The sequence below is a fragment of the Nakamurella endophytica genome (assembly GCF_014646215.1).
In the GTDB taxonomy this organism is placed as follows: Bacteria; Actinomycetota; Actinomycetes; order Mycobacteriales; family Nakamurellaceae; genus Nakamurella; species Nakamurella endophytica.
Genome location: NZ_BMNA01000004.1, coordinates 397,853 through 410,847, shown reverse-complemented (window position 1 = coordinate 410,847; position 12,995 = coordinate 397,853). Strand labels below are relative to the sequence as shown.

The 12,995-nt window shown below is 78.2% G+C and carries 12 protein-coding genes; 7 read left to right on the top strand and 5 right to left on the bottom strand.

Annotated elements, in window-relative coordinates; genetic code table 11:
- The 5 genes from IEY37_RS12410 to IEY37_RS12390 form a co-directional block, all read right to left on the bottom strand.
- Window positions 1-657 (bottom strand): hypothetical protein, encoded by a 657-nt coding sequence (locus tag IEY37_RS12410; RefSeq protein WP_188941894.1) that lies wholly within the window; start codon window positions 655-657, stop codon window positions 1-3.
- Window positions 658-809: 152 nt separating this feature from the next.
- Window positions 810-1,682: a 1,4-dihydroxy-2-naphthoate polyprenyltransferase gene (locus tag IEY37_RS12405; protein ID WP_188941892.1), complete on the bottom strand. Its 873-nt coding sequence runs from the start codon at window positions 1,680-1,682 to the stop codon at window positions 810-812.
- Window positions 1,683-1,826: 144 nt separating this feature from the next.
- Entirely contained in the window at window positions 1,827-2,843 is a 1,017-nt protein-coding gene (locus tag IEY37_RS12400; protein ID WP_188942377.1) for an adenosine deaminase, read from the bottom strand.
- Between the two features lie 155 nt (window positions 2,844-2,998).
- On the bottom strand, window positions 2,999-4,261 hold the full coding sequence (gene menE, locus IEY37_RS12395) for an o-succinylbenzoate--CoA ligase (RefSeq protein ID WP_188941890.1): 1,263 nt from the start codon (window positions 4,259-4,261) through the stop codon (window positions 2,999-3,001).
- A gap of 28 nt (window positions 4,262-4,289) precedes the next feature.
- Window positions 4,290-5,243, bottom strand: a complete 954-nt coding sequence (locus IEY37_RS12390; protein WP_188941889.1) for a 1,4-dihydroxy-2-naphthoyl-CoA synthase — start codon at window positions 5,241-5,243, stop codon at window positions 4,290-4,292.
- Window positions 5,244-5,547: 304 nt separating this feature from the next.
- Between IEY37_RS12390 and IEY37_RS12385 the strand changes: the two genes are divergently transcribed.
- The 7 genes from IEY37_RS12385 to menD all read left to right on the top strand — a co-directional run bounded on the left by IEY37_RS12385 (window position 5,548) and on the right by menD (window position 12,927).
- Complete coding sequence (locus tag IEY37_RS12385) at window positions 5,548-6,030, top strand: hypothetical protein (protein WP_188941887.1); 483 nt, start codon at window positions 5,548-5,550, stop codon at window positions 6,028-6,030.
- A 194-nt stretch (window positions 6,031-6,224) separates the two neighbouring features.
- Entirely contained in the window at window positions 6,225-6,710 is a 486-nt protein-coding gene (locus IEY37_RS12380) for a hypothetical protein (protein WP_188941884.1), read from the top strand.
- A 90-nt stretch (window positions 6,711-6,800) separates the two neighbouring features.
- The gene (locus IEY37_RS12375) at window positions 6,801-7,511 is read left to right on the top strand and encodes a response regulator transcription factor (protein ID WP_188941883.1); all 711 of its coding nucleotides are present in this window, start codon (window positions 6,801-6,803) and stop codon (window positions 7,509-7,511) included.
- A complete protein-coding gene (locus tag IEY37_RS12370) occupies window positions 7,501-8,955 on the top strand; it encodes a sensor histidine kinase (protein ID WP_229674346.1) in 1,455 nt (484 codons plus the stop codon). Before IEY37_RS12375 ends, IEY37_RS12370 begins: the two co-directional genes overlap by 11 nt.
- A gap of 59 nt (window positions 8,956-9,014) precedes the next feature.
- Complete coding sequence (locus IEY37_RS12365; protein ID WP_229674345.1) at window positions 9,015-10,151, top strand: winged helix DNA-binding domain-containing protein; 1,137 nt, start codon at window positions 9,015-9,017, stop codon at window positions 10,149-10,151.
- The gene (locus IEY37_RS12360; RefSeq protein WP_188941881.1) at window positions 10,148-11,176 is read left to right on the top strand and encodes an o-succinylbenzoate synthase; all 1,029 of its coding nucleotides are present in this window, start codon (window positions 10,148-10,150) and stop codon (window positions 11,174-11,176) included. Before IEY37_RS12365 ends, IEY37_RS12360 begins: the two co-directional genes overlap by 4 nt.
- The gene (gene menD, locus IEY37_RS12355) at window positions 11,173-12,927 is read left to right on the top strand and encodes a 2-succinyl-5-enolpyruvyl-6-hydroxy-3-cyclohexene-1-carboxylic-acid synthase (protein ID WP_188941879.1); all 1,755 of its coding nucleotides are present in this window, start codon (window positions 11,173-11,175) and stop codon (window positions 12,925-12,927) included. The genes IEY37_RS12360 and menD overlap by 4 nt, the downstream gene beginning before the upstream one ends.
- Window positions 12,928-12,995 lie beyond the last annotated feature (68 nt).

Below are 12,995 nucleotides of genomic sequence, written 5' to 3'. Positions count from 1 at the left end.
CTACCCGGGGATCGCCGACGGCTCGATCGCCAGGCCGCGCAGCCGCGGCCACAGCCAGTCGAGCACGTTGTCGATGTCGGCCAGCAGCCGCAGGCTGATCAGGACGTGGTCGGCGGCGAGCGGCCAGGCGTGCTTGGCCCGCACCGGCACCACCGTCAGCCGCAGCCGGAACGCCGCCGGGCCGGCCACCTCGGACAGCAGCCGGCGCACCAGCCGCCCCATCCCCGGCCGGGCGGCCGTGAGCTCCCGCTTGCTGCGCGGGTCGTCGAGAATGGCCTCGGACCACCGGACGGCCGCCTCGTGGTGGCGCTGCAGCAGCACCCGCAGCGACGGCCGAGCGCGGAACTCGCGGAAGGTCGGCGGCCGCAGCTCGGAGCAGGCGGCCTCGCCCTGCAGCAGGCCGGTCCACCACTCCGCCCACTCGGCCGCCGCCTGCCGCGGGTCGACCAGCCCGGAGGACCCGAGCACCGGCGGCTGCCAGCCCACGGGGGCGCGCCGGGCCCACACCGGCCAGACGGTCGTCGCGGGTTCCACCGGGGGCAGCTCGTAGGGCAGCTCCGGGCTCAGCGCCTCGACCTCCCGCAGGTACAGGGCGACGACCAGCTCGAGCGGCTCCTCGACCGCGATCTGGCACCGCTCCGTGCCGGCGATGTACACCGCTCCATGGTGCCGCCGCCGACCGGCCCGACGCCACGCCCGGTGCCCGACCCGTCCCGGGAGACCGTGCCGCGTCCGGGCCGGAGGTGTCCGTCGGCCCGCGGCGAGGGTGTCCAGCGGTCCGGCCGGCAGGCCGCCGGCGGTCCCGCCGGTCAGCGGCCCAGCAGGAACCCGACGGCGAGCAGCGCGGCCTGGACGAACTCCAGCCGGCCGGTCGCGCCGAGCGCGGCGATCAGCTGCCGCCCGGTGGCGCCGGACAGCACGGTGCGAACCGGGCCCAGCGCCAGCGGTGCGGCCAGCAGCCCCAGCAGGCACCACGGTTCGGTCAGCGCCATGACCAGCACGGCCACGAAGGCGCCGGCGACCATCACGACGTACACCCGCCGGGACAGCCGGTCGCCGAGCAGCACGGCCAGGGTGTGCTTGCCGGCCTCGGTGTCCGTCGGGATGTCGCGGAGGTTGTTGACCATGAGCAGCGCGCAGGCCAGCAACCCGATGCCGATGGCGCCGGCCACCGCGGCCCCGGACACCCGGCCGGCCTGGACGTAGGTGGTGCCCAGCACGGCCACCAGCCCGAAGAACAGGAAGACGAACACCTCGCCGAAACCCGAGTACCCGTAGGGCTTCGGGCCGCCGGTGTAGAACCAGGCCGCGGCCACCGCGGCCGCACCGACCAGCAGCAGCCACCAGGCGGTCGCCAGGGCCAGCAGCAGCCCGGCCACCCCCGCCACCGCGAAGCAGCCGAACGCGGCCAGCTTGACCGCGCGCGGCTCGGCCGCGCCGGACGCCACCAGCCGCATCGGGCCGACCCGGACGGTGTCCGTGCCGCGGATGCCGTCGGAGTAGTCGTTGGCGAAGTTCACCCCGACCTGCAGCGCCAGGGCGACGACCAGCGCGGCGAGCCCGCGCCACCAGGAGAACCCACCCAGAAAGGCGCCGGCGCCGGAGCCGACGAGAACGGGGGCCACCGCCGCGGGAAGGGTCCGGGGCCGTGACGCCGAGAGCCACTGCCGCGCGGTTGCCACGTGCACCGACCTTAGCGGGGCCGCGACGGGCCGGACGCCGCCGTCCACCGGCCGGATCTCCCGGGAGGCTCCACAGCGGCCGGATCCCCCGGCCGGACGTCCGGTCCGGCGCCGGGCGCGGGTGCCCGCACGCGCTGCGACGCGTCAGCCCGCGGCGAGGTACCGGTCGATCTCGTCGAGCACCCGGGCGGCGACGTCGGGGGGCGCGAAGGACGACCGGACGGCCGTGCGGGCCAGCTCGGCGATGCCCGCCCGGTCCAGGTCCAGCAGCGCGGCGGCGACCGCGTACTCCCGGTTCAGGTCGGTGGCGAACATCGGCGGGTCGTCGGAGTTGACGGTCACCACGCAGCCGGCGGCGACGAGTGCCGGCAGCGGGTGCGCCGCCAGCGACGGCACAGCCCGGGTGGCGACGTTGGAGGTCGGGCACACCTCGAGCGGGATGCGGCGCTCGGCCAGGTGCGCCAGCAGGGCCGGGTCCTGCGCCGCGGCGATGCCGTGGCCGATCCGTTCGGCACCCAGCGCGGTCAGCGCGTCCCAGACGGTCTGCGGCCCGGTCGTCTCCCCGGCGTGCGGGACGCTGTGCAGCCCGGCGGCCCGGGCGGCGGCGAAGTGGTCCCGGAACTGTGGCCGCGGCACTCCGACCTCCGGGCCGCCCAGGCCGAAGCTGACCAGCCCGTCGGGCGCCAGCCGCAGCGCGGTGTCCAGGGTGACGTCGGCGGCCGGGATCCCCGACTCGCCAGGGATGTCGAAACACCAGCGCAGCACCAGGCCCAGCTCGCGCTCGGCGCTGCGGCGGGCGTCCTCGACGGCCTCGACGACGGCCTCCGCGGGGATGCCGCGGTGGATGTGCGAGTACGGCGACACGGTCAGCTCGGCGTAGCGGACCTGCTGGCCGTGCAACTGCTCCGCGACGCCGTAGGTGAGCGCCCGGACGTCCTCGGCGTCCCGGATCAGGTCCATGACGCTCAGGTAGACGGCGATGAAGTGGTCGAAGTCGGTGAACCGGAAGTAGTCGGCCAGCTCGGCCTCGTCGGCCGGGACGCCGGCCTCCGGGTGGCGGGCGGCGAGACCGGCCACCACCGCGGGGGCGGCGGAGCCGACGTGGTGCACGTGCAGCTCGGCCTTGGGCAAGCCGGCGATCCACTCCGCATGCCGGTCCAGGTCCAGGTCCAGGTTCAGGTCCAGGTCCAGGTCCAGGTCCAGGTCCCGGTCGAGGTCGGGGCCGGTGTGCGGGCCGGGGTGCGCGGCGACGGACGGGTCGGTCACCGGGCCAGCGTGGCACGGCGGCCGGGTCCGGCTCCGCCGCGGCACGGCCGTCAGGCCGGCGGGACCGGTCCGAACAGCCCGGCGATCGCCCGGCGGTCGGGCTTGCCGGACGGCAGCACCGGCACCCGGGCCAGGACGCGTAGCAGCGACGGGGCCGCGGCCGGGCCGAGCCGGGTGCGGACGGCGGTGCGCAGCTCCGGCAGCTCCGGGTCGGGGTGGCCCGTCGCGGGGACGACGGCGGCCGCCACCCGCTGGCCCCACTCCGGGTCCGGCACGCCGACCACCACCACCTCGGCGACGCCGGGCAGGGCCGCCAGCACGGCCTCGACGGCCTGCGGGTGCACGTTGACACCGCCGGACACCACCACGTCGTCGGTGCGGCCCAGCACCTCGAGCACGCCGTCCGGGCCGATCCGGCCGAGGTCGGCGGTGCGGAACCGGCGGTGTCCGGTCCGCGCGCCGCCGGCGCCGGAGGGCGGGAAGGCGGGGTCACCCGGGCGCCCCCGGTACCCGCGGGCGACCACCGGACCGGACAGCACCACCCGGCCGGTCCCGTCCGGCGCACCACCGGGGGACGCCGCGGCGGACCCGTCGACCGGTTCCACCGCCACCTCGACGCGGTCGAGCGGGTGGCCGTCGTAGACGCACCCGCCGCAGGTCTCGCTCATGCCGTACGTGGTCACCACGGCGACCCCGGCGGCGCGGGCCGCGGCGACCAGTGCCGGTGGCGTGGCGGCCCCGCCTACCAGCACGGCGGCGAAGCCGGCCAGCGCGGCGGTGGCCTCGCCGTCGGCCAGCACCCGGCGCAGCTGGGTGGGCACCAGCGAGACGAACCCCCGGCCGGCCGGCATCCGCCCGACCGCGGCCAGGAAGGCTCGGGCGGTGAAGGGTGCCGCCGTGTCGAGCACCACCGGCTGCGCGCCGCTGCGGGCGGCCCGCAGCAGCACCTGCAGACCGGCGACGTGCTGCGCCGGCAGGGCCAGCAGCCAGCTGCCGGCCGTGCCGAGCCGTCGCTGCGTGGCGTCGGCGGACGCCGCGAGCGCCGAGACGGGGAGCAGGGTGCCCTTGGGTGCACCGGTCGACCCGGAGGTCGCGACGACGAGGGCGGTCGGGTCGGCGTCGTCGTCCTCGCGGGGTCCCAGGGGCTCGCCCGGCCCGAGCCCGGCGACGCCGGTGGCATCGCCGCCCGCCGGCACCGGCAGCAAAGCCGGTCCCTCGCCGGCGGCGGCCCGGGCGAGGACCGGCAGCAGGTCGAGCACCGCCCGGCCGGTCGGGACGGGCAGCAGCTCGACGGTGCGCGAGGCGGCGGGCACGGGCTGTCCGGGTGCTCGGGACGCGGGCCTAGTAGGCCCAGGGATAGGCGGCGAAGTCGGCGGGCCGCTTGCCCAGGAAGGCGTCCCGGCCCTCGACGGCCTCGTCCGTCCCGTACGCCAGCCGGGTCGCCTCGCCGGCGAAGAGCTGCTGGCCGACCAGCCCGTCGTCCGGCAGGTTGAACGCGTACTTGAGCATCCGCTGCGCGGTGGGCGACTTGCCGGTGATCCGGTCCGCCCAGTCCAGAGCGACGGACTCCAGGTCGGCGTGCGGCACCACCTCGTTGACCGCCCCCATGGCGTGCATCTGCGCGGCGGTGTACTCGCGGCCCAGGAAGAAGATCTCCCGGGCGAACTTCTGACCGACCATCCGGGCCAGGTAGGCCGAGCCGTAGCCGGCGTCGAACGAGCCGACGTCGGCGTCGGTCTGCTTGAACCGGGCGTGCTCGGCGCTGGCCAGCGTCAGGTCGCAGACCACGTGCAGCGAGTGCCCACCGCCGGCGGCCCAACCCGGCACGACCGCGATGACGACCTTGGGCATGAACCGGATCAGCCGCTGCACCTCGAGGATGTGCAGCCGGCCGGCCCGGCCGGGGTCTACGGTGTCGGCCTGCTCGCCGCTGGCGTAGCGGTAGCCGTCCCGGCCGCGGATCCGCTGGTCGCCGCCGGAGCAGAAGGCCCAGCCGCCGTCCCGCGGGCTCGGGCCGTTGCCGGTCAGCAGCACGCACCCGACGGACGACGTGGTGCGGGCGTGCTCGAGGGCCGCGTACAGCTCGTCGACCGTGTGCGGGCGGAAGGCATTGCGCACCTCGGGACGGTCGAAGGCGACCCGCACCGTGGGCCGGTCCCGGCCCGTCGCCGGGTCGATCTCGCGGTGGTAGGTCACGTCGGTGAACGGCGGCAGCCCCGGCACCTCGACCGGCCGCCACCGCGTCGCGTCGAACAGCTCGCTGACCCGGTCCGGCCGGCCCGAGGTGGCACCCATGCCAGCACTCTAGGCACGCGGGCCGACGGTGCCGGGCCCGCAGGGCGCCCGTCCCGCCGGGTCGCCCGCCGTCCGTCCGTCCGTCGGGACGCCTGCCGCCGCCCGTCCGCCGCCTGTCACCGCTCCCTGTTGCTTCCCGCCGCCGCCTCGCCGCGGCTGGCGGGTCGCCTGCCGGCACCGGCCCGCAGCGGCGGCGCTGCGCCGTGGGCGAAACCGGCTCGATCGCCGGTCCCGGCCCCTGTCCGGCGTCGCCGCGCGGGGCTAGCGTCGCCGCCACGAGGTCGCCGAGCGGCGGAGGTGTGCGGTGGGACGGCAACGAGCCAGGGCCGACGAGCTGGACGGGGCGCCGGACCGGGTTGTGGTGCCGGACCTGATCGGCACCATCGCCCGCGGCGCGCTGCACCGGACCCGGGACGTCGGGCTGCGCCTGGCGGTGGCCGAACCGGCGTCCGGCGCGACCGCTCTCCTCGACTCGGCGTTCTGGTCGGTGGTGTCCCAGGAGCCGGCCGCCGGGGAGATGCGGTTCCGCGGGGACACCGTGGTGGTGCGGTTCCGCAGGGACGGTGGCGGGGGAGCGGGTGACCGCGAGCCACGCCGGCCGCTGCCCCCGCGCACGAGTGACGCCCCGGCCCTCGACCCGGCCGACCCGGCCGACCCGGCGGACCCGGCGGACACCGGCCGGCCGTGGCCGGTGCAGCCGCCCGGCGCGCCCGCCGGGGCCGGGACGGGAGCGGGACGGCGGCTGCGTGCCGTGCCGCCGCCGGATGCTGTGCCGGGCGACCGCTGACCGCGGAACCGCGTCCCCACCCGGCCGGGCGGTGCGGGACCGACCGGACCGACCGACCGATCCGGCGTCCGGCTTCTGGTGTCCGGCGTCCGGCTTCATCGGATCCGAACATGCCGCGTACCCGACCCGGACGGCCCGCGCCGACGCTGGTCCCGCCGGCATCCGCCGGTGGATCCAGCCGAGCGAGGAGCACCATGCCTGTCCTGCGCACCGCGGCCGCCGTCGGCGCCGCCGTCCTCACCGCCGCCGTCGTGGCGGTGGCCGCACCGGCGGCCGGAGCCGGCGTCGCCGGCAGCCCGACCGTCGCAGCCCGGTCCGTCCCCGCCGCCGGGGCCGACGCCGACTCCGTCCTGGCGTCCGGCGCCACGGACGCCGTGCTCTCCGTGCCGGCTGCTGCCGTCCGCTCCGCCGCCACCGAGGGCGGCAAGGGCCCGGGCTGCCGGATCCTCACCCGGACCGACACCCGCATGAAGAAGATGCTGGCCCGCGGCAACGGACCGGCGACCACCGCCGGATCGGTGGCCGCGCTCAAGGCCAAGGCCGCCGCGGCCACCAAGGCCGGCAAGGCAGCGCAGGCGGCGAAGCTGACGGCGCACGCCGAGCGCCGCGCCGCCCAGCTCGCCACGCTCACCAAGACCGAGGCCGACCTGGCCAAGCTGGTGGCGGCCGACTGCGGCTGACCGGTTCCGGAGCACGGCCGGAGGGCGGCAGGGCAGGATGCTGGCGGGCAGCGCACCGGACCGGCGGCGCGCCGCGGACGGGAGCCGACCATGGCGGACACGGGCCGCGACCCGGCGCCGGCCGACGCCCGCGGGCTGGTGCTGGTGGTGGAGGACGAGCCGGCCATCGCGGACGTCGAGCGGCGCTACCTGGCGGCCGCCGGCTTCGGCGTGCAGGTGCAGTCCACCGGCGCCGCCGCCCTGGCCGCCGTCCGCCGGGACCGCCCGGTCGCCGTGGTGCTGGACATCGGGTTGCCGGACGTCGACGGGCTGGCGGTGTGCCAGCAGCTCCGCGCCGCCGGCGACTGGACGCCCGTCCTGTTCGTCACGGCGCGCGACGAGGACGTCGACCGCATCCTCGGCCTGGAACTCGGCGGCGACGACTACCTGGTGAAACCGTTCCATCCGCGGGAGCTGGTGGCGCGGGTCCGCGCCGTGCTGCGGCGCGGTGGTCCGGCCGGGGCGACGCGGGGCGCCGTGCTCGCCGCCGGCCGGGTCCGCGCCGACCCCGACGAGCACCGCGCCTGGGTCGACGACGCGGAGGTGGTCCTCACCGCCACCGAGTTCGAGCTCCTGGTGCACCTGATGCGCCACCCGCGGCGGGTGTTCGACCGGCAGGGGCTGCTGTCGGCCGTCTGGGGACACGCCGCGGTGGCGGGAGCGCGGACCGTGGACGTCCACATCGCCGCCCTGCGCGGCAAGCTCGGCGACGCCAGCCCGATCCGGACCGTCCGCGGCGTCGGGTACTCGGTTGAGCCCTGACCCCGCAGCCGGGCCGGCGGGCCGGCCGCACCCGAGCCGCAGCGGGCACCGGCGGCACCGGCGGCACCGGCGGCACGGGTGGCGCAGCACGCTGGCGGTCCGGCTGACGCTGCTGGTCGTCGCGGTGGCGGTGGCCGTGGCCGGCCTGGCCGGCATCGTCGGGACCGCGCTGGTCCGCGACGCGGCCGCCGACGCCACCCGCGGGTACCTGTCCGACCAGGCGGACGTCATCGCCGGGCAGCTCGCCGGCGAGCAGCCCGGGTACCGGATCGGCCTGTCGAAGCTGGCCCAGGTGCTGGCCCAGCAGGGCGTGTCCGTGGTGACCGTGGACCGTCGCGGGGTGCTGGCGGGCGACGACCCGGCCGCGGTGCGGACGGCGGCCGCCGCGGGCGCGGCGGGACTGGCCGGCGGCCGCAACCTGTCCGCGACGGCCGACGAGGGCGGTCACGCCGTGCTGCTGGAGGGCCGGTCGCTGCCGCACCGCGGGTTCGTCCTCGTGGCGTCCCCGGACCTGGGTGCGGCCACCCAGCAGGCGCTGCAACGGCGGGTGCTGCTGGCCCTGGCGATCGGGCTCGCCGTGGCCGTCGCCGGGGGTCTGGTGCTGGCCGCGCTCGTCGCCCGGCCGCTGCGGCGCACCGCCCTGGCCGCCCGGGCGCTGGGTGCGGGGGCCCGCGACGTCCGGGTGCCGGCCGGCGGTCCGCGCGAGGCGGCCGAGGTGGCCGCCGCGGTGAACGAGCTGGCCGACGCGCTGGCCCGCAGCGAGGCCCGGCAGCGCGCCTTCCTGGCCTCCGTGTCGCACGAGCTGCGCACGCCGCTGACCGCGGTGCAGGGGCAGGGCCAGGCCTTGGCCGACGGCCTGGTGCCGGCGGACGAGGTGCCGGACGTCGGCCGGACGGTGGTCGCGGAGTCGGTGCGGTTGGGCCGGATGGTGGGCGACCTGCTCGACCTGGCCCGGCTGGGGGCCGACGCCTTCCCGCTCGACCCGGCGCCGTCCGACCTGGCGGCGTTGGCGCGTGGGACGGCCGCGGCCTGGTGGCCCCGCTGCCGCGAGCGTGGCGTCGACCTGCGGGTCGAGGTGCCGGACCGGCCGGTCGTCGTGGTGACCGACCCGCGCCGGCTGCGGCAGGTGCTCGACGGGCTCGCCGACAACGCGCTGCGCCTGCTCGAGCCGGGACGCCCGCTGGTGTTCGGGGTGCAGCCGGTCCCGGCCACGGGATCCGTGCGGCTGCAGGTGCGCGACGGCGGTCCCGGTCTGGCGCCCGACGACTATCCGGTCGCGTTCCTGCCCGGCGTCCTGCACGAGCGGTACCGCGCCCACCGCCCGTCCGGCGCCGGCCTCGGGCTGGCGCTCGCCGACAGCCTGGTCCGCCGGCTGGGCGGAGCCATCGCCGCCGGGCCCGCTCCGGAGGGCGGCCTGGCCGTCACCATCGAGCTGCCCGCCTGACGGGACGGGCGGTCCACCGCTCGGCGGGCGGTGTCGGTGGACCGTGTTTGACTGGCCGGGTGCCACAGGTCCCGGGGCGGCGAGCCGTGAACGGCGGCGTGCTGACCCGGCGTGAGCTGAACCGGGCGCTGCTCGCCCGGCAGTACCTGCTGGAGCCGGCGCCGCCGGGCACCACCGTCGAGTCCGTGCTGACGCACCTGCTGGGCCTGCAGGCGCAGAGCCCGTACCCGCCGTACCTGGCCCTGTGGAGCCGGATGGCCCAGGTCGCCCCCCTGGACCTGTCCGTGCTGCTGGAGTCCCGGCGCGCGGTGCGGCTGGCGCTGCAGCGCTCGACCGTCCACCTGGTCACCGCCGAGGACGCGTTGGCGCTGCGGCCCGTGCTGCAGCCGGCCGTCGCCCGCGGGTTGACGCCCGGGTCCCCGTACGGCCGCGCCCTCGCCGGCGTGGACCGGGAACTGCTGGCCCGGCGGGCGCGCGAGCTGGTCGAGGAGCGGCCGCTGACGACGGCCGAGCTGGGCGCGGCCCTGGTCCGCGAGCTGCCGGGCCGCGACCCGACGGCGCTGGGCATGGCGGCCCGGGTCGATCTGGCGCTGGTCCAGGTACCGCCGCGCGGGCTGTGGGGACGCTCCGGGCGGTCCGCCTGCACCTCCGCCGAGCACTGGCTCGGCCGGCCGATGGCGGCCGAGCCCGACCCGGACGGCCTGGTGCTGCGCTACCTCGCCGCGTTCGGCCCCGCCACACCCGCCGACATGCAGGCGTGGTCCGGGCTCACCCGGCTGGCAGCCGTCTTCGAGCGGCTGCGTCCCCGGCTGTGCACCTGGACGTCGGAGGACGGCGCCGAGCTGTTCGACGTGCCTGACGCGCCGCGGCCGCCGGGCGACACCCCCGCCCCGGTCCGGTTGCTGGCCGAATGGGACAGCGTGCTGCTCGGTCACCGCGACCGCTCGCGGATCATGGACGAGGACGTCCGGCGGCAGGTGTTCACCGAGAACGGCATCATCCGCGGCGGCGTGCTGCTGGACGGGTTCGTGCAGGGAGCGTGGAAGGTGCGGTGGACGCCGAGCACCGCCGGCGCCGAGGTCGAGCCGCTGTCGGCGTGGTCGCGGGACGACCGCGCCGCGGTCGACACCGAGGTCCGCCGCGCGCTGGGCTGGCTCGCGCCGGGCGGGCGGCACACCGTCCAGTGGTCGGCATGACCGCCGCGACGGCCGGGGACGGGAGCGCGGCCCGGGACGGCGGCCCCAACGGTGGCGCGACGGGTGATACGGCGGCGGTGCTGGCCTCGGCCGAGGTGGTCAGCATCCCGCTGCGCCACCGCTTCCGGGGGATCCTGCAGCGGGAGGGCGTGCTGCTGCGCGGACCCGCCGGGTGGGGTGAGTTCGCGCCGTTCCGCGAGTACTCCGACGCCGACTGCGTGCCCTGGCTGCGGGCGGCGCTGGAGGCTGCGCAGGACGGCTGGCCGGCGCCGGTGCGGGACCGGTTCGAGGTCAACGCCATCGTGCCGGTTCTCGACCCGGACCGGGCCGCCGCGCTCGTCGCCGCCTCGGGCTGCCGGACGGCCAAGGTCAAGGTCGCCGAGCCCGGCGTGCCGCTGTCCGCGGACGCCGAGCGGGTCGCCGCCGTCCGGCAGGCGCTGGGGACGTCCGGCCGCATCCGGGTCGACGCCAACGGCGCGTGGACCGAGGACGCGGCCGTCGCGGCCATCCGGGTGCTGGACCGGGCGGCCGGGCAGCTGGAGTACGTCGAGCAGCCCTGCCGCAGCATCCCGGAACTGGCCGCGGTGCGGCGCCGGGTGGACGTCGCCGTCGCGGCCGACGAGTCGATCCGGCGGGAACGCGACCCGCTCGAGGTGGTGCGGGCCGACGCGGCGGACATCGCCGTGGTGAAGGTGGCGCCGCTGGGTGGCGTGCGGGCCGCGCTGCGCATCGCGGAGCAGACCGGACTGCCGGTGGTGGTGTCGTCCGCGGTCGACACCGCGGTCGGGCTGGCCGCGGGAGCCGCGCTGGCCGGTGCGCTTCCGGAGCTGCCGTTCGCCTGCGGGCTGGGCACCGGCAGTTTGCTGGCCGCGGACGTCAGCAGCGCCGCCGTCCGCCCGGACGCCGGGCGGCTGCCGGTCCCGCGGGCCGCGCCCGAACCGGACCTGCGGTCCCGGGTGGTGGCGGACCTGGCGACCCGCCGCTGGTGGCTCGGCCGGCTGGCCCGGGTGGCGGCGCTGCTGTGACCGTCCACCCGTCCGAGGCGCTCGCCCGCGTCCTGGTCGACGAGCTGGTCCGCAACGGCGTTCGGGACGCCGTGCTGTCCCCGGGCTCGCGGAACGCGCCGCTGTCGCTGGCGCTGGTGGCCGCCGACACGGCCGGCCGGCTGCGGCTGCACGTCCGGGTCGACGAGCGCACCGCCGGCTTCCTGGCGCTGGGGCTCGCCCGCGGGTCCGGCCGGCCGGTGCCGGTCGTCACCACGTCCGGCACCGCGGTCGCCAACCTGCACCCGGCGGTCCTGGAGGCCCACCACACCGCGGTCCCGCTGCTGGTGCTGTCCGCGGACCGGCCGCCGGAGCTGCGGCACGTCGGCGCCAACCAGGTGGTGGACCAGCCCGGGATCTTCGGCTCCGCGACGCGGTTCGTGCACGAGTTCGGCGTGCCGGCCCGCCGGGACGGTCAGCAGGCGGGATGGCGGGCGGTGGTGTGCCGGGCGGTCGCCGCCGCGGTCGGTGCGGCGGGACTGCCCGGCCCGGTGCAGCTGGACGTGCCGTTCGTCGAGCCGCTGCTGCCCGGGGGTGACGACGGCGCCGAGCCCTGGCCGGAACCGCTCGACGGACGCGACGGCCCGTGGGTGCGGGTCGCGGGTGTCCCGGTGCCCGGGGACCCCGCTGCCGGTGACGGAACGGCCGACGACCCGGGAGGGTCGGCCGGACCGGCCGTGCCCCCGCCCGCGCCGGGGGAGCGGGTGCTGTTCCTGGCCGACCTCGAGCACCCGGCCGCGGGCGCCGTCGCCGCCCTGGGCCACCCGGTCGTCGCCGAGGCCGGGGGCGCCGCCGGTGCCGCCGTGCTGTCCACCGGCGTCCACCTGCTGGGCCTGCCCGACTGGCTGGCGGAGCACCGGCCGGACCGCGTCGTCGTGCTCGGCCGGCTGACCCTGCACAGGCCGCTCACCGCGCTGCTCCGCGACGCCCGGGTGGCCGTCGACGTGGTGGCCCCGGTGACGGCCTGGCCGGACCCGGCCGGGCTGGCCCGCCGGGTGGCCCCGCGGCTGGCCCGCATCGGTCCGGTCGGCCCCACCGGCGACGCGGACTGGGCAGCCCGGTGGCGCCGGGCCGAGGACCGGGCCGCGCCCGCGCTCGCCGCGGCCGTCGCGGCGCTCGACCCGGGCGCCGGCCCGCGGCTGGCCGCCGAACTGGTCCGGGCCCTGCCGTCCGGGACCGACCTGGTGCTCGGTTCGTCCCAGGGTCCGCGCGACGTCGGGCTGGCGTCCGCGGCGCGCGACGGGCTGCGTATCCGGGCCAACCGCGGCGTCGCGGGCATCGACGGGACGATCTCCACCGCGGCCGGGCACGCCCTCGGCAGCGGCCGGCCGACCGTCGCGCTGGTCGGCGACCTGACCTTTTTGCACGACGTGACCGGCCTGTTCGTCGGGCCGGCCGAGCCCCGCCCGGACCTGGTGCTGGTGGTCGCCGACAACGGCGGTGGCGGCATCTTCCACACCCTGGAGCCGGGACGTCCCGCGCACGCGGCGGTGTTCGAGCGGGTGTTCGGCACGCCGGTGCAGGCCGACCCGGCCGCGCTGGCCCGGGCGGCGGGCGCCGAGGTGGTGGACCTGGCGCGGGCCGCGACGGGAGCCCGCGCGGAGCTGGCGGACGCGGTGCGTCCGGGACGCGGGCTGCGGGTGGTCCGGGTGCGGGTCGAGCGGTCGGACCTGCGCGCGCAGCACGCGGGACTGCGCGCGGCGGTGGCGCGGGCCGTCGGCGCCGGCGGCTGAGCGACCGGAGCGCATCACCGCGGCCCGGCCTCGGCCCGGTTTCCGCCCAGCACCAGTCGGGTGCCGGG

Excerpts from the sequence above, each read along its gene's own strand:
- IEY37_RS12360 (WP_188941881.1), top strand. The coding sequence starts at position 10,148 with ATGACCGCCGCGACGGCCGGGGACGGGAGCGCGGCCCGGGACGGCGGC.
- IEY37_RS12390 (WP_188941889.1), bottom strand. The coding sequence starts at position 5,243 with ATGGGTGCCACCTCGGGCCGGCCGGACCGGGTCAGCGAGCTGTTCGAC.
- IEY37_RS12375 (WP_188941883.1), top strand. The coding sequence starts at position 6,801 with ATGGCGGACACGGGCCGCGACCCGGCGCCGGCCGACGCCCGCGGGCTG.
- IEY37_RS12380 (WP_188941884.1), top strand. The coding sequence starts at position 6,225 with ATGCCTGTCCTGCGCACCGCGGCCGCCGTCGGCGCCGCCGTCCTCACC.